At 66.7% G+C, this 12,899-nt stretch carries 9 protein-coding genes and 1 pseudogene; 6 read left to right on the top strand and 4 right to left on the bottom strand.

Annotation, left to right across the window (positions count from 1 at the left end):
- Window positions 1–411 precede the first annotated feature (411 nt).
- The 6 genes from V3B46_RS21665 to V3B46_RS21640 all read left to right on the top strand — a co-directional run bounded on the left by V3B46_RS21665 (window position 412) and on the right by V3B46_RS21640 (window position 10,319).
- Window positions 412–2,877, top strand: coding sequence for a GH92 family glycosyl hydrolase (locus V3B46_RS21665; protein ID WP_329892880.1), 2,466 nt, complete (start codon window positions 412–414; stop codon window positions 2,875–2,877).
- A 96-nt stretch (window positions 2,878–2,973) separates the two neighbouring features.
- Complete coding sequence (locus V3B46_RS21660; RefSeq protein WP_014037023.1) at window positions 2,974–4,023, top strand: LacI family DNA-binding transcriptional regulator; 1,050 nt, start codon at window positions 2,974–2,976, stop codon at window positions 4,021–4,023.
- 60 nt (window positions 4,024–4,083) lie between these two features.
- Window positions 4,084–5,397: an L-fucose:H+ symporter permease gene (gene fucP, locus V3B46_RS21655; RefSeq protein WP_106467896.1), complete on the top strand. Its 1,314-nt coding sequence runs from the start codon at window positions 4,084–4,086 to the stop codon at window positions 5,395–5,397.
- Between the two features lie 7 nt (window positions 5,398–5,404).
- The gene (locus V3B46_RS21650) at window positions 5,405–6,400 is read left to right on the top strand and encodes a carbohydrate kinase family protein (RefSeq protein ID WP_329892879.1); all 996 of its coding nucleotides are present in this window, start codon (window positions 5,405–5,407) and stop codon (window positions 6,398–6,400) included.
- The gene (locus V3B46_RS21645) at window positions 6,397–7,623 is read left to right on the top strand and encodes an AGE family epimerase/isomerase (protein WP_329892878.1); all 1,227 of its coding nucleotides are present in this window, start codon (window positions 6,397–6,399) and stop codon (window positions 7,621–7,623) included. Before V3B46_RS21650 ends, V3B46_RS21645 begins: the two co-directional genes overlap by 4 nt.
- Window positions 7,624–7,700: 77 nt before the next feature.
- The gene (locus V3B46_RS21640) at window positions 7,701–10,319 is read left to right on the top strand and encodes a beta-mannosidase (RefSeq protein WP_329892877.1); all 2,619 of its coding nucleotides are present in this window, start codon (window positions 7,701–7,703) and stop codon (window positions 10,317–10,319) included.
- A gap of 86 nt (window positions 10,320–10,405) precedes the next feature.
- On the opposite strand, the pseudogene V3B46_RS21635 reads toward V3B46_RS21640, so the two are convergent.
- The 4 genes and pseudogenes from V3B46_RS21635 to V3B46_RS21620 form a co-directional block, all read right to left on the bottom strand.
- Window positions 10,406–10,543: pseudogene (locus V3B46_RS21635) on the bottom strand (acireductone synthase); the annotation flags it as partial.
- Between the two features lie 121 nt (window positions 10,544–10,664).
- Complete coding sequence (gene mtnC, locus V3B46_RS21630; protein WP_329892876.1) at window positions 10,665–11,360, bottom strand: acireductone synthase; 696 nt, start codon at window positions 11,358–11,360, stop codon at window positions 10,665–10,667.
- A 3-nt stretch (window positions 11,361–11,363) separates the two neighbouring features.
- The gene (locus tag V3B46_RS21625) at window positions 11,364–11,921 is read right to left on the bottom strand and encodes a 1,2-dihydroxy-3-keto-5-methylthiopentene dioxygenase (RefSeq protein WP_329892875.1); all 558 of its coding nucleotides are present in this window, start codon (window positions 11,919–11,921) and stop codon (window positions 11,364–11,366) included.
- A 92-nt stretch (window positions 11,922–12,013) separates the two neighbouring features.
- Window positions 12,014–12,655 (bottom strand): methylthioribulose 1-phosphate dehydratase, encoded by a 642-nt coding sequence (locus V3B46_RS21620; protein WP_329892874.1) that lies wholly within the window; start codon window positions 12,653–12,655, stop codon window positions 12,014–12,016.
- Window positions 12,656–12,899: the final 244 nt, after the last annotated feature.

Raw genomic sequence — 12,899 nt, 5'->3', positions numbered from 1 at the left:
CCGGCAGATCGCGGAAATCGGTCGACGGCGGGGTGGGTCCGGTTGCGGGGGTGTCCGCGGCATGGATGCCGCGGCCAAGCCCCCAGGGACGGGTTTACGGCGTCCCCCGCAACCGGACCCAGCCCGACTCCCCGCAGGAAACCAGCTTCTGCTGTTGCTGTTGCTGTTGCTGTTGCTCCAGCTCGGAGCAGGTGCAGGGCGCAGCCCTGCCGAACACCCCCCTCTCATGCTGCGCCGCAGAATGCATTCGGCTGAAGCTGCATGCTCTACTTGAATCGATCTAAATCCACGGTCTGGTGGGTCTGGCGTCATTCCAGGGCGAGCTTTCTGCCAGTCATGGCGGGGCTCAGCGGAACGGTGCCGGACGGCCCCGACCGTCTGCCTCCGTGTCATCGACTACAGGAACCCGACATGCGTCCAGTGCCGTCCGCTCCCGCCGTCCCAGTGTCCTCGCGCCCGCTGGCGCGCCTGGCCTGCCTGTTCGCACTTTCGGCGTCGCCGATGCTGCTGCAGGCCGCGCCGGCCGCGCTGGAGCGCGAGGTCAACACCTTCATCGGCAGCAAGGACGACGGCAACACGTTCCCGGGCGCGTCGGCACCGTTCGGCCTGATCCAGGTCAGCCCGATCGGCAGCCACTATTCGGGCTGGCGCTACGACGACGAGAAGATCCGCGGTTTCGGCCACTCCTTCATCTCCGGCGCAGGTTGCTGGGAGCAGGGCGGCCAGGTGTCGGTGCTGCCGGTGACCGGTTCGATCGGTCCCGGCGGCGATTTCGATACCGGCAACGCGAAGAAGTTCGACCACAAGGCCTATGCCGCGTCGTACACGCATGACGGCGAGATCGGCCAGGCGGGCTATTACAAGGTCCGGCTGACGAGCTACGGCGGCATCGACGCCGAGACCACCGCGCGTACGCGTGCCGCCGCTGAGCGCTACACCTTCACCCAGCGCAGTGGCGATGGCCACGTGCTGGTCAATGTCGGCCAGGCCAACGAGCGCCACTCGGTGATCGGCAGCGTGGTTGATGTGGTCGGCGACCGCGTGGTGGAAGGCAAGCTGGTCACCAAGAGTTTCTGCGGAGGCCATCAGTACACCACCTGGTTCCGCATCGAGTTCGACCGCCCGTTCAAGGCGCATGGCACCTGGGGTGAGGGCGGTGGCCTGCCCGGCGCGCGCCACAGCATGGAAGGCGAGCAGAAGCCGAATGGCGCCTGGCTCAGCTTCGACCTGGCCAAGGGCCAGTCGGTGACGGCGGTCAGCGCGATCTCGCATGTGGACGCCGAAGGCGCGCGCATCAATCTGCGCGCGGACGGCATGCAGGGAGGGACGCTGCTCGGTTTCGACCGCATGCGCGCGCTGTCCCAGCAGGCGTGGCGCGAGCAGCTGGGGCGGGTGCGTGTGCAGGGCGGTACGTCTGATGACCGCACCGTGTTCTACAGCGCGGTCTATCACGCGCTGCTGCAGCCGATGACCGGCAACGATGCCGACGGCCGCTACCGCGGCTATGACGATGGCATCCATCGCGCCGATGGCTGGACCTACTACGAGTATTTCTCGCTATGGGATACCTACCGCGCGCAGAACCAGTGGCTGGCACTGACCCGCCCGGACGTCGCGCGTGACATTGGCCGCACCCTGCTGGCGATCGACGAGCAGGGGGGCTGGCTGCCGCGCTGGGGCTATGCCAACTTCGAGACCAACATCATGACCGGCGATCCGGTCACGCCGTTCATGGTCGACCTGTGGCGCTTCGGCGCGCTCAAGGGCCGTGAATCGCAGGCGTGGGATGCACTGCGCCGCAATGCGTTCGGCACGCCGCCGCTGAACTCGCGGATGGCCGGCCGTTCCGGCAACCCGACCTACCTTGACAAGGGCTACGTGGTCTACGACCGTGCGTTCCCATCCAAGGGCATGGATGTTGATCCGCACCACGGTGGTTCGGCCACGCTGGAGTATGCGCTGGCCGACTGTGCGCTTTCGCAGATGGCCGATGGCCTGGGCCACGCGCAGGACGCGGCGACGCTGCGTGAGCGCGGCCGCAACTGGCGCAAGGTGTGGGACCCGCAGGTGCGTGACGCCGAGACCGGCTTCACCGGTTTCCCGCGCCCGCGTACCGAGGACGGCCAGTGGTACACGCCGGCCGATGGCCACTACAGCCCGCGCTCGCACCATGGTTTCCATGAAGGTACGGCGTGGCAGTACCAGTGGCTGGCGCAGCAGGACGTGCCGGGCCTGGTCGAAGCGATGGACGGCCGCGAACAGGCCGGCCGACGCCTGGATGCGTTCTTCGCGATGGACGCGCTGCAGGCCGATCCACTCAATGCCGCCCGCAGGGAGTGGGTGGTCGGGCCGTACAGCTACTACAACCAGTTCCGCTACAACCCGAACAACGAACCGGACCTGCACTCACCGTGGCTGTACACGCTGATCGGCCAGCCGTGGAAGACCGCCGCCGTGGTGCGCGCCGCGCAGCAGTTGTTCACCAATGCCCCGAACGGCGTGACCGGCAATGATGACCTCGGCACGATGTCGGCCTGGTACCTGTTCAGTGCCATCGGCGTGTATCCGGCGGTGCCGGGCAGCGGCCAGTTCCTGCTGCACACTCCGCGTTTCAGCAAGGTGGAAGTGGACATGGGCAATGGCCGCACCCTTCGCATCGACGCGCCGGGTGCCGATGGCCGCCGCCTGCAGTACGTGCAGGGCGTGAAGGTCGATGGCCAGGTGCATGCGCCGGTGTGGCTGGACTGGAACCAGCTGCAGCAGGGCCCGCGCCTGCAGTTCGCGCTCGACGCGAAGGCGCCGGAGCAGGGTTGGGGTACGGCGGTGAAGGACCTGCCGGTGTCCTGGTGCGCGGCACCGGGCAGCCAGCTGCGCTGAGACGGACTGTGCCGTTCGCGGTGACCCAGCGAACGGCACGGCACGACACGGCCCTGATCCATTAGGCTTGAGCCTCCAGCGGAGTCCGGGAAGACGATGAACGACAACGGCAGCAGTCCCAGCAAGCGCGCCGGCAAGGCGGTGACGGTGACCGACATCGCGCGTGCCATCGGCGTGTCACGGGCAACCGTGTCGCTGGTGCTGCGCGGCAGCCCGCTGGTCAACGTCGATACCCGGGCCAAGGTCGAGGCCGAGCTGCGCCGCCAGCGCTATGTCTACAACCGCGCGGCGGCCAACCTGCGCCGGCGGACCTCGTCGAGCATCGCGCTGGTGATCAACGATCTGTCCAACCCGTTCTTCGCCGAATTCGCGTCCGGCGTGGACGAGGCGCTGGGCGGACGCGGTTACGTGACCCTGCTCGGCAGCACCGGCGAATCGCCGGAGCGTCAGCAGGCGGTGCTGTCCACGTTGATGGAGCACACGCCGGCCGGCCTGATCCTGTCGCCGGCCGAGGGCAGCGACACCGCGCTGCTGCGGCAGGCGCTGGGCGCCAATGCCAACGTGCTGCTGTTCAACCGCGAACTGGAAGGGGCCGACTGGGACTTCCTCACCCTGGACAACCAGCACGGTGCCTATCTGGCCACCCGCCACCTGATCGAGCGCGGCCATCGCCAGATCGCCTTCTTCGGCGGCCACGCTGCATCGAGCTCGTGCCACCAGCGCCGTGCCGGTTTCCAGCAGGCGCTGGCAGAGGCCGGCCTGTCGCTGCCACCGGGCTGGATGATCGAGTCGGCACCGAACCGCCTGGAAGCCGCGGCGCGCACCGATGAGCTGTTTGCCGACGGCCATCGCCCGAGTGCGGCGGTCTGCTACAACGACACCGTCGCGCTGGGCCTGATGCTGGGCTTGAATTCGCGTGGCATCCGTCCGGGCGGTGACTTTGCCGTTACCGGTTTCGATGATATTTCCGAGGCGTCGGTCGCGGTGCCGCCGTTGACCACGCTCACTGCCGATCCGCGCGAGCGGGGCCGGCAAGCTGCCGCGCTGTTGCTGCAACGACTGGACGAGCCGGATGCGCCGCCACGGCGCACGGTCGCGCCGGTGCAGCTGCGCATCCGCGAAAGCAGTGCCGCACGACCGAACTGATCCCTTCCATATACCCCTTCCACGCAACAACGACTTTCCGCGCATCGAGGCGCGTACCGCATGCCGATCTCCGCAACGCCCCGTCCATCGGGTTCTTCGGGCAACGCACCCGCCGTCACCAACGGCAAGGCGCTGGCCGTGGTCACCACGATCTTCTTCATGTGGGGCTTCCTGACCTGCCTCAATGACATCCTGATCCCGCACCTGAAGGCAGTGTTCGAGCTGAACTACGCCAAGGCGATGCTGGTGCAGTTCACCTTCTTCGGCACCTATTTCCTGATGTCGCTGCCGGCCGGCCGCCTGGTGGCGGCGCTGGGCTACAAGAAGGGCATCGTTGCCGGCTTGGTGATTGCCGGTATCGGCGCACTGGGCTTCTGGCCGGCGGCCGAGCTGCGCGTTTATGGCGCCTTCCTCGGCGCACTGTTCGTGCTGGCCACCGGCATCACCGTGCTGCAGGTCGCTGCCAATCCTTACGTGGCGCTGCTGGGTCCGGAGCAGACCAGTTCCAGCCGCCTGACCCTGGCACAGGCGCTGAACTCGCTGGGGACGGCCATCGCGCCGATCTTCGGCGGCATGCTGATCCTGTCCAACACGGTCAAGAGCGCCGATGACATCGCGGCACTGCCGGCCGCCGAGCAGTTGGCCTACCGTGCCGCCGAGGCGCAGGCCGTGCAGGGCCCGTACGTGGGCCTGGCGGTGGCGCTGGTGCTGCTGGCGCTGTTCGTGTTCCTGTTCCGCCTGCCGGCGCTGAGTGATGCCACCGAGCAGGCCGACCAGGGCCACCACCACAGCTACCTGGACGCGCTGCGCAAGCGCCACCTGCTGCTGGGTGTGCTGGGCATCTTCTTCTACGTCGGCGCTGAAGTGTCGATCGGCAGCTTCCTGGTCAACTACCTGTCGATGCCGAGTATCGGCGGCTTCAGCGAGCAGGAAGCCACCCACTACGTGTCGGCCTACTGGACGATGGCGATGATCGGCCGCTTCGCGGGCTCCGCGCTGCTGGCGCGCTTCTCGCCCAGCCGCCTGCTGGCGATCTTCGCGCTGGTCAACGTGGCTCTTCTGGCCACGACCATGCTGACCTCCGGCAGCATCGCGCTGTACTCGGTGGTGGCGATCGGCCTGTTCAATTCGATCATGTTCCCGACCATCTTCGCGCTGAGCATCGAGCGCCTTGGCCCGTTGACCAACAAGGGCTCGAGCCTGCTGATCATGGCTATCGTCGGCGGTGCCGTGGTGCCGTACCTGCAGGGCGTGCTGGCCGACCACATCGGTGTGCAGGCCAGCTTCATCCTGCCGCTGCTGTGCTACGGCTACATCATTTTCTACGGACTGGTCGGCGCACGTACGCCGGCTTCCGCAACGCAGGGAGGCTGAGTCCGAAATGGGTGCCATTGTCTGCTTCGGCGAAATTTTGATCGATCTACTAGCGCAGCCGCCGTCCTCGGCCGATACGCCGCGCGCGTTCCTGCAGTACGCCGGCGGTGCGCCGGCCAACGTCGCCGTGGCGGCCGCGCGGCTGGGTGCGAAGACCCAGTTCGTCGGCATGCTGGGCCGCGACATGTTTGGTGACTTCCTGGCCGAGAGCCTGGTCGAACATGGTGTGGGCACGGATTACATCGTGCGTACCGATGCGGCCAAGACCGCACTGGCCTTCGTCGCGCTGGATGCCAACGGCGAGCGCAGCTTCAGTTTCTACCGCCCGCCGGCGGCTGATCTGCTGTTCCGTGACAGCGATTTCCAGGCCGCCTGCTTCGACAGCGCGCAGTGCTTCCACGTCTGTTCCAACAGCCTGACCGAAGTGGCCATCGCCGAGGCGACCTTCGCCGGCATGGACCGCGCCCGTGCCGCCGGTGCGGTGGTCAGCCTGGACCTCAACCTGCGCCCGGCGCTGTGGCCGGCCAACGAAGATCCGACGCCACGCCTGTGGCAGGCTTTGGAGCGTGCCGACCTGGTCAAGCTGTCGCGCGAGGAGCTGGACTACCTGGCGGCACCGCTGGGTGCCGATGGCGAGTCAGTGGTGCTGAAGCGCCTGCTGGCCGCGCAGGCGCGCTGGGTGATCGTCACCGATGGCGCGGCCACGCTGCATTGGTACACCCGCGACCACCACGGCACGGTCACCAGCTTCCGCGTGGCCACGGTCGACACCACGGCGGCCGGTGACGCCTTCGTTGGTGGCGTGCTGGTCGGCCTGCTGGAGCGGGGCGGGGCGGGCGCTGGTTTCGCTGCCTTCTGCCAGGACCCGGAGGCGATCACCGCCACGCTGCGCTTCGGCGCCGCCGTGGGTGCGCTGGCTGTTACCCGCAAGGGCGCGTTCGCCGCGATGCCCTCGCTCGATGAAGTGCAGCAGCTGCTGCAGGCCCAGGACATTACCGCATGAGCACCTCGCCCGACTTCCGTTCGCCCGCGTTCCTGCGCGCGCATATCGCCGATACGATGGCCTTCTACCACCCGCGCTGCATCGATCCGGACGGCGGCTTCTTCCACTACTTCCGTGATGACGGCAGCATCTACGATGCCAGCCACCGCCACCTGGTGAGCAGCACCCGCTTTGTCTTCAACTACGCGATGGCCTACCGCGAATTCGGCAACGCCGAGTACCGCGAAGCCGTCGAGCATGGCGTGCGCTATCTGCGCGAGGTGCACCGCAACCCGGCCACCGGTGGCTACGCCTGGACCCTGCGGGACGGCAAGGTCGAGGATGACATGAACCACTGCTACGGCGTGGCCTTCGTGCTGCTGGCCTACAGCTGCGCACTGAAGGCCGGTGTCGAGCAGGCCCGCGCGTGGATGGACGAGACCTGGCAGCTGCTGGAAACGCGCTTCTGGGAGCCGCAGCACGGCCTGTACAAGGACGAAGCCGATGGCCAGTGGAATTTCACCGGCTACCGCGGCCAGAACGCCAACATGCACATGTGCGAGGCGATGCTGGCCGCGTTCGAGGCCAGTGGCGAGCAGCGCTATGTCGAGCGCGCGCTGCAGCTGGCCGACAACATGACCCGCCGCCAGGCCGCCAAGGCCGGTGGCCTGGTCTGGGAACATTACGATTCCAACTGGGAAATCGACTGGGACTACAACCTGGACGACCCCAAGCACCTGTTCCGTCCGTGGGGCTTCCAGCCCGGCCATCAGACCGAATGGGCCAAACTGTTGCTGATCCTGGATCGCCACGTGCAGGCCGACTGGCTGGTACCGACCGCGCAGCATCTGTTCGACGTCGCCGTCGCACGCAGCTGGGACGACGCCCGCGGCGGCCTGTACTACGGCTTCGCTCCGGAATCGCGCCGGCAGCCGGGCATGGACGGCGCACCGATCGGTGGCGACAGCTTCGTCTGCGACGACGACAAGTATTTCTGGGTGCAGGCCGAAACGCTGGCCACCGCCGCGCTGATGGCCAAGCGTACCGGCGATGACCGCTACTGGCAGTGCTACGAACGCATCTGGGCGTATTCGTGGGAGCACTTCGTCGACCACCAGTACGGTGCATGGTTCCGCATCCTCAATGCCGACAACCGCAAGTACAGCGACGAGAAGAGCCCGGCCGGCAAGGTGGATTACCACACCATGGGCGCGTGCTACGAAGTGTTGAACGTCGTGCGTTGAGGCGCGTAGCGCCGTACGCATGATGAATCGGAAACGGTAGCGCCGGGCCTCGCCCGGCGGAAAAACAGGAGTATCACGTGCATCGCCTTTCCTTCGTTGTCCGTCTGCTCCTGCTGCTGATCGCAGCGTCCGCTTTCCAGGCAACTGCAGCCCCGCTGCAGGCGCAGTGGGAATTCCGCATGCTGCCCGGTGACGCCGAGGGTGCAGCCCACCCAGGCCTGCAGCAATGGCGGGCGGCGACGGTGCCGGGCAGCGTGCACACCGACCTGCTCGCTCACGGATTGATCCGTGATCCCTATGTCGGCGCACCCGAGGCCGAGCTGCAGTGGATCGGCCTGGCTGCATGGGAATACCGCGCCCGCTTCGACGTGGATGCGGCGACGCTGGCCAAGCCCAATGCCGAGCTGCGTTTCGACGGGCTGGATAACTACGCCGAGGTCAGCCTCAACGGCAAGCGGCTGCTGCGCGCGGACAACGCGCACCGCAGCTGGCGTGCGCGCGTCGAAGGGCGCCTGCGCGCGAGCAGCAATGAACTGCAGATCGTGTTCCGTTCACCGATCCGCACGCTGCTGCCGGGTGTGCAGGCAATGCCGCACAAGATCGCCGGTAACTATCCTTCGCCCTATGGGGATGAGCCCAAAGACGCGATGGTCGGCAACTTCGCGCGCAAGCCGGCCTATCACTTCGGCTGGGACTGGGGCCCGCGCTATGTCACCGCCGGGGTCTGGCGCGGGGTCGACCTGCAGGCCTGGGACGCGCACCGCCTGACCGATCTTGCCGTGCGAACCGATGCATTGAGCGCGGAGCAGGCAAAGCTGGCAGTGCTGCTGCAGGTGGAGCAGGGAGCGACGGCCGGCTCGGCGGCGGTGAACGTGGATGTGCGCGATCCGCAGGGCCGCAGCGTGGCCCAGGTGCAACGCACGGTGTTGCTGAAGCCCGGCCAGAACACGGTCGAGCTGCCGGTTGAGCTGGCCACGCCGCGGCGCTGGTGGCCGGTGGGCCATGGTGCGCAGGACCGCTATACCGTGCAGGCGCGCCTGGACGGTGGCGCCGATGCAACGCTGGCGCGCGAGCAGCGCATCGGCCTGCGCACGGTCGAACTGCGCCGCGAGGAAGACGCCAAGGGCGGGCAGGGCTTCGCCTTCGTCATCAACGGTGTGGAGATCTTCGCCAAGGGCGCCAACGTCATTCCATTCGACGCCTTCCCCGCACGCGTCGATGCCGCACGCCTGCGCCAGGTGCTGACCGCCGCGCGCGACGCCAACATGAACATGCTGCGCAACTGGGGCGGCGGCTACTACGAGGACGATGCGTTCTTCGACATCGCCGATGAGCTGGGCCTGCTGGTCTGGCAGGACTTCATGTTCGGCGGCGGCATGCAGCCGGGCTACGATCCGGCCTTCCGTGCCAGCGTGGTGGCCGAGGCGCGAGACAACATCCGTCGGCTGCGCCATCACCCCAGCATCGTGCTGTGGTGTGGCAACAACGAGGAAGAAACCGCCTGGAAGGACTGGGGTCACGGCCGCGACCTGAAGGCGGCTGACCCGGCATTTGCGGCGAAGGTCTGGCAGGGCTATGTCGACCTGTTCGGCAACGACCTGCGCCAGGTAGTGGGCGAGGAGGGGTTGGGCGTGCCGTACTGGTCCAGCTCGCCCAGCAACGATCTGGATGAGAAGGCCAACGATTCCACCCGCGGCGACAAGCACTACTGGCAGGTCTGGGGCAATCCGGCGCTGCCGGTGCAGGCCTACCTGCGCGAGACGCCGCGCTTCATGTCCGAGTACGGGCTGCAGGCGTGGCCGTCGGTGGCGACGGTGGACCAGATTGCCACCCGCGCCGAGCAGCGCATCGACAGCCCGGTGATCCGCGCGCACCAGAAATTCATGGCCGGCGAGGGCAATAGCCGCCTGCTGCACTACATCGAACTGGGCTACGGCACGCCGAAGGACTTCGAGGACTTCGTCTACCTGAGCCAGGTGATGCAGGCCGATGGCATCGCACTGGCGGCGCTGCATCATCGCGCGTCGCGACCGTACACGATGGGCTCGCTGTACTGGCAGCTCAATGATGTCTGGCCAGGCGCCTCCTGGTCCAGCGTGGACTACTTCGGTCGCTGGAAGGCGCTGCACTTCGCCGCGCGGCGCTTCTTCGCGCCGGTCACGCTGGCGGCATTGCGTGATGAGGGCAGTACGCAGGTGCGTCTGCTCAATGATGGTGCCGCGCTGGATGCACGCTGGCGGTTGCGGGTGATGGATGTGGACGGCAAGGTACTGCGTCGTCGCGAGGAAGCGGTGACGCTGGCCGCTGCCGGTGTTACCTTGATCGGTGATTTCCGCGATGCCGAATTGTTGGCCGGCGCCGATCCGAAGCGCACCGTGGCCGTGTTCGAACTGCTGCAGGGTGGGAAGGTCAGCGCGCGCCAGGTGGTCGGCTTCGTCGAAGCCAAGGATCAGATCCTGCCGCGGCAGAAGCTCAAGTCCACGCTGTCCATTGAAGGCGACCACTACCGTCTGCGATTGGAAAGCGCGGCCTACGTGCGTTCGGCGTGGATCGACTTCGGTGCATTGGACGTGCAGGTGGAAGACAACCTGCTGGATCTGCTGCCGGGCGAAACCCTGGACATTGCGGTTCGCGGTCCGGTGGATCTGGCAACGCTGCGCGAAGCGCTGAAGGTGAAGACCCTCAACGATCGTTGAGGGCAGGAGAACCATGTTCTGGTAGGTGTCAACCTTGGTTGACACATCGGTCGCATGCCAACCAAGGTTGGCATCTACCATTTTGCTTACAGCTGGATCTGCTGGAAATTCTCGACGCGCTCATGGCCGTTGGCGGCCTGGCCGATGCGCGGGAGCGGGTAGTCATCCAGGCGATCAATCAGGCGGGTCTGCAGGCCGGCTTCGCGGGCAGCATCCAGTTCCTCTCTCGCCGCTTTGGTAGGTGTCAACCTTGGTTGACACATCGGTCGTATGCAAACCAAGGTTGGCATCTACCAAGAGCTGTACCCGGTAGCCGATGCCGCAGAGCTCATCGGCGGGCCGCGTTTAGAGCTGGATCTGCTGGAAATTCTCGACGCGCTCATGGCCGTTGGCGGCCTGGCCGATGCGCGGGAGCGGGTAGTCATCCAGGCGATCAATCAGGCGGGTCTGCAGGCCGGCTTCGCGGGCAGCATCCAGTTCTTCCACCACATCTGACAGGAACAGGATCTCGCCGGCCGGCACGCCAATGGCCTGCACGATGCGGCGGTAGCTGTCGGCCTCGCGCTTGCCGCCGATCTCGGTGTCGAACCAGCCCGACACCAGCGGGCTGAGGTCACCGGCGTCGCTGAAGCCGAAGAACAGCTTCTGCGCCGGCACCGAGCCGGAGGAGTACACGTACAGCGGCAGGCCGGAGGCATGCCAGCCCTTCAGCACCGGCGCCACTTCCGGGTAGAAGTGCGCGGTGTAGTCGCCGCGGCGGTAGCCATCGTCCCAGATCAGCCCCTGCAGCGCCTTCAGTGCGGTGTGCTTGCGGTCCTGGTCGATCCAGCCCTGCAGCGTCTCGGCCACCAGGCTGTCCTGGCAGGCGCCGCCGATCTCGGCGGCCACCGCATCCAGCCAACGGCGGACTTCCGGCTGCTGGCCGTGCTCGGCGACGAACGCGGGCAGCGCCTTGCGGGCATAGGGGAACAGCACGTTCTTGACGAACGAGATGCTGCTGGTGGTGCCTTCGATATCGGTCAGGATGACGCGGGGCTGCATGGATCAGGACGCCTGGGTAGGTACGTAACGGGGGAATTTCTGCGCGATGTCGGTGCCGGTGAAGTGGCCGACCCAGCCGTCCGGCTCGGTGAAGAAGCGGATCGCCACGAAGCTGGGCTCATCGCCCATGTCGAACCAGTGGGTGGTGCCGTCGGGCACGGCGATCAGGTCGTCCTTCACGCACTCGATTTCATAGACCTTGTCACCCACGTGCAGGGTGAACAGGCCGGAGCCTGCGACAAAGAAGCGCACCTCGTCTTCCTTGTGGAAGTGTTCGTCGAGGAACTTCCTGCGCAGCTCGGCACGGTTCGGGTTGTCCGGGGCGATGGAGGCCACGTCCACGCTCTTGAAGCCGCGCTCGGCCACCAGGCGGTCGATGTCGGCGCGGTAGGCGGCGAACACTTCATCCTGGCTGGCGCCGGGCGCAACCGGCGCGGTGGCCTGCCAGCGTTCGAAGGTGACGCCGATCTTCTGCAGTTCGGTAGCGATGACCGCGCCGTCCTGGGTGTCCAGCAGCGGCGATTCGGGGCGGGTGTCGTCGTAGATGCGCAGTCGGCTCATGGCGGCAGCTTGAACGTCTCGGGGGGAAGACAGGGTAGCAGGGTGGGCACGGGGTGCAGATTCCGGATCGGCATCTGCACCTGCGCGCCGGTTCAGCCGCGCAGCTTGCGCAGCTCCAGTTCGCAATGCAGCAGGAACTCGAACGCTTCCATGTGCCGGCGCGCTTCGGCCATGTCCCGGCCCCAGGCGTACAGACCATGGCCATCGATCAGGTAGCCCCACAGGTTCTGACGGTCGAGCAGGTCATCGACCTGCTTCGAAAGCACGTTCATGTCCTGGGTGTTGGCGAACACCGGCACGTCGATGGCCATCTCGTGGGTGCTGTTGCCGGCGAAGGCCTTCAGCAGCTCGTAGCCTTCCAGGCGGATATGGCCCTGCGGCGCGTACAGGCGCGAGGCGACGGTCTGCACCGGCGAGTGGGTGTGCAGCACGCAGCCGATTTCCGGGAAACGGCGGTACAGCTGGGTGTGCAGCAGGGTCTCGGCGGATGGGCGCAGCGGGCGGCCGACGGCCTGGCCGTCGAAGTCCACCACCATGATGTCGTCCTCGATCAGGCGACCCTTGTCCTTGCCGGAGACGGTGATCGCGGCGTGGCGGTCGTCCAGGCGGTGGGAGAAGTTGCTGCTGGTGGCCGGGGTCCAGCCGGCGTGGGCCAGTTCGCGGACGTTGTCGATCAGCAGCTGGGCCAGTTCGCTCAGGCGCGCGGTGTCGTACGGGAAGGTGGGGGCGTTCATGCGGGCGATTTTACTGGATTCGGCCAACGGCTGAGCCCCTCGTGGCTGGCGTCAGAAGCAGATTCCGTGGGTTGGCCGGTTGGGCGGGCTGCGCAGGGGACGCCGTGAACCCGTCCATGAAGTGACCCCCGGGAGTTGGACACCAGATCCAACCCCGAGGGATACATGAACAGATACGACGCGCGTTTCAAACTGCTGGTCGCCAAGGAGGCCTGCAAGACCTCCACATCGGTCAAAGCCATTG

The organism is Stenotrophomonas sp. SMYL11, assembly GCF_036320005.1.
In the GTDB taxonomy this organism is placed as follows: Bacteria; Pseudomonadota; Gammaproteobacteria; order Xanthomonadales; family Xanthomonadaceae; genus Stenotrophomonas; species Stenotrophomonas maltophilia_A.
Note: the sequence above shows the minus strand (reverse complement) of the source record. Positions and strands in the feature narration are given on the sequence as shown.

What these genes read in the sequence shown, in the direction of transcription:
- fucP (WP_106467896.1), top strand. Translation starts at nt 4,084, where the DNA reads ATGCCGATCTCCGCAACGCCCCGTCCATCGGGTTCTTCGGGCAACGCA.
- V3B46_RS21650 (WP_329892879.1), top strand. Translation starts at nt 5,405, where the DNA reads ATGGGTGCCATTGTCTGCTTCGGCGAAATTTTGATCGATCTACTAGCG.
- V3B46_RS21665 (WP_329892880.1), top strand. Translation starts at nt 412, where the DNA reads ATGCGTCCAGTGCCGTCCGCTCCCGCCGTCCCAGTGTCCTCGCGCCCG.
- V3B46_RS21645 (WP_329892878.1), top strand. Translation starts at nt 6,397, where the DNA reads ATGAGCACCTCGCCCGACTTCCGTTCGCCCGCGTTCCTGCGCGCGCAT.
- V3B46_RS21620 (WP_329892874.1), bottom strand. Translation starts at nt 12,655, where the DNA reads ATGAACGCCCCCACCTTCCCGTACGACACCGCGCGCCTGAGCGAACTG.
- V3B46_RS21625 (WP_329892875.1), bottom strand. Translation starts at nt 11,921, where the DNA reads ATGAGCCGACTGCGCATCTACGACGACACCCGCCCCGAATCGCCGCTG.
- mtnC (WP_329892876.1), bottom strand. Translation starts at nt 11,360, where the DNA reads ATGCAGCCCCGCGTCATCCTGACCGATATCGAAGGCACCACCAGCAGC.
- V3B46_RS21660 (WP_014037023.1), top strand. Translation starts at nt 2,974, where the DNA reads ATGAACGACAACGGCAGCAGTCCCAGCAAGCGCGCCGGCAAGGCGGTG.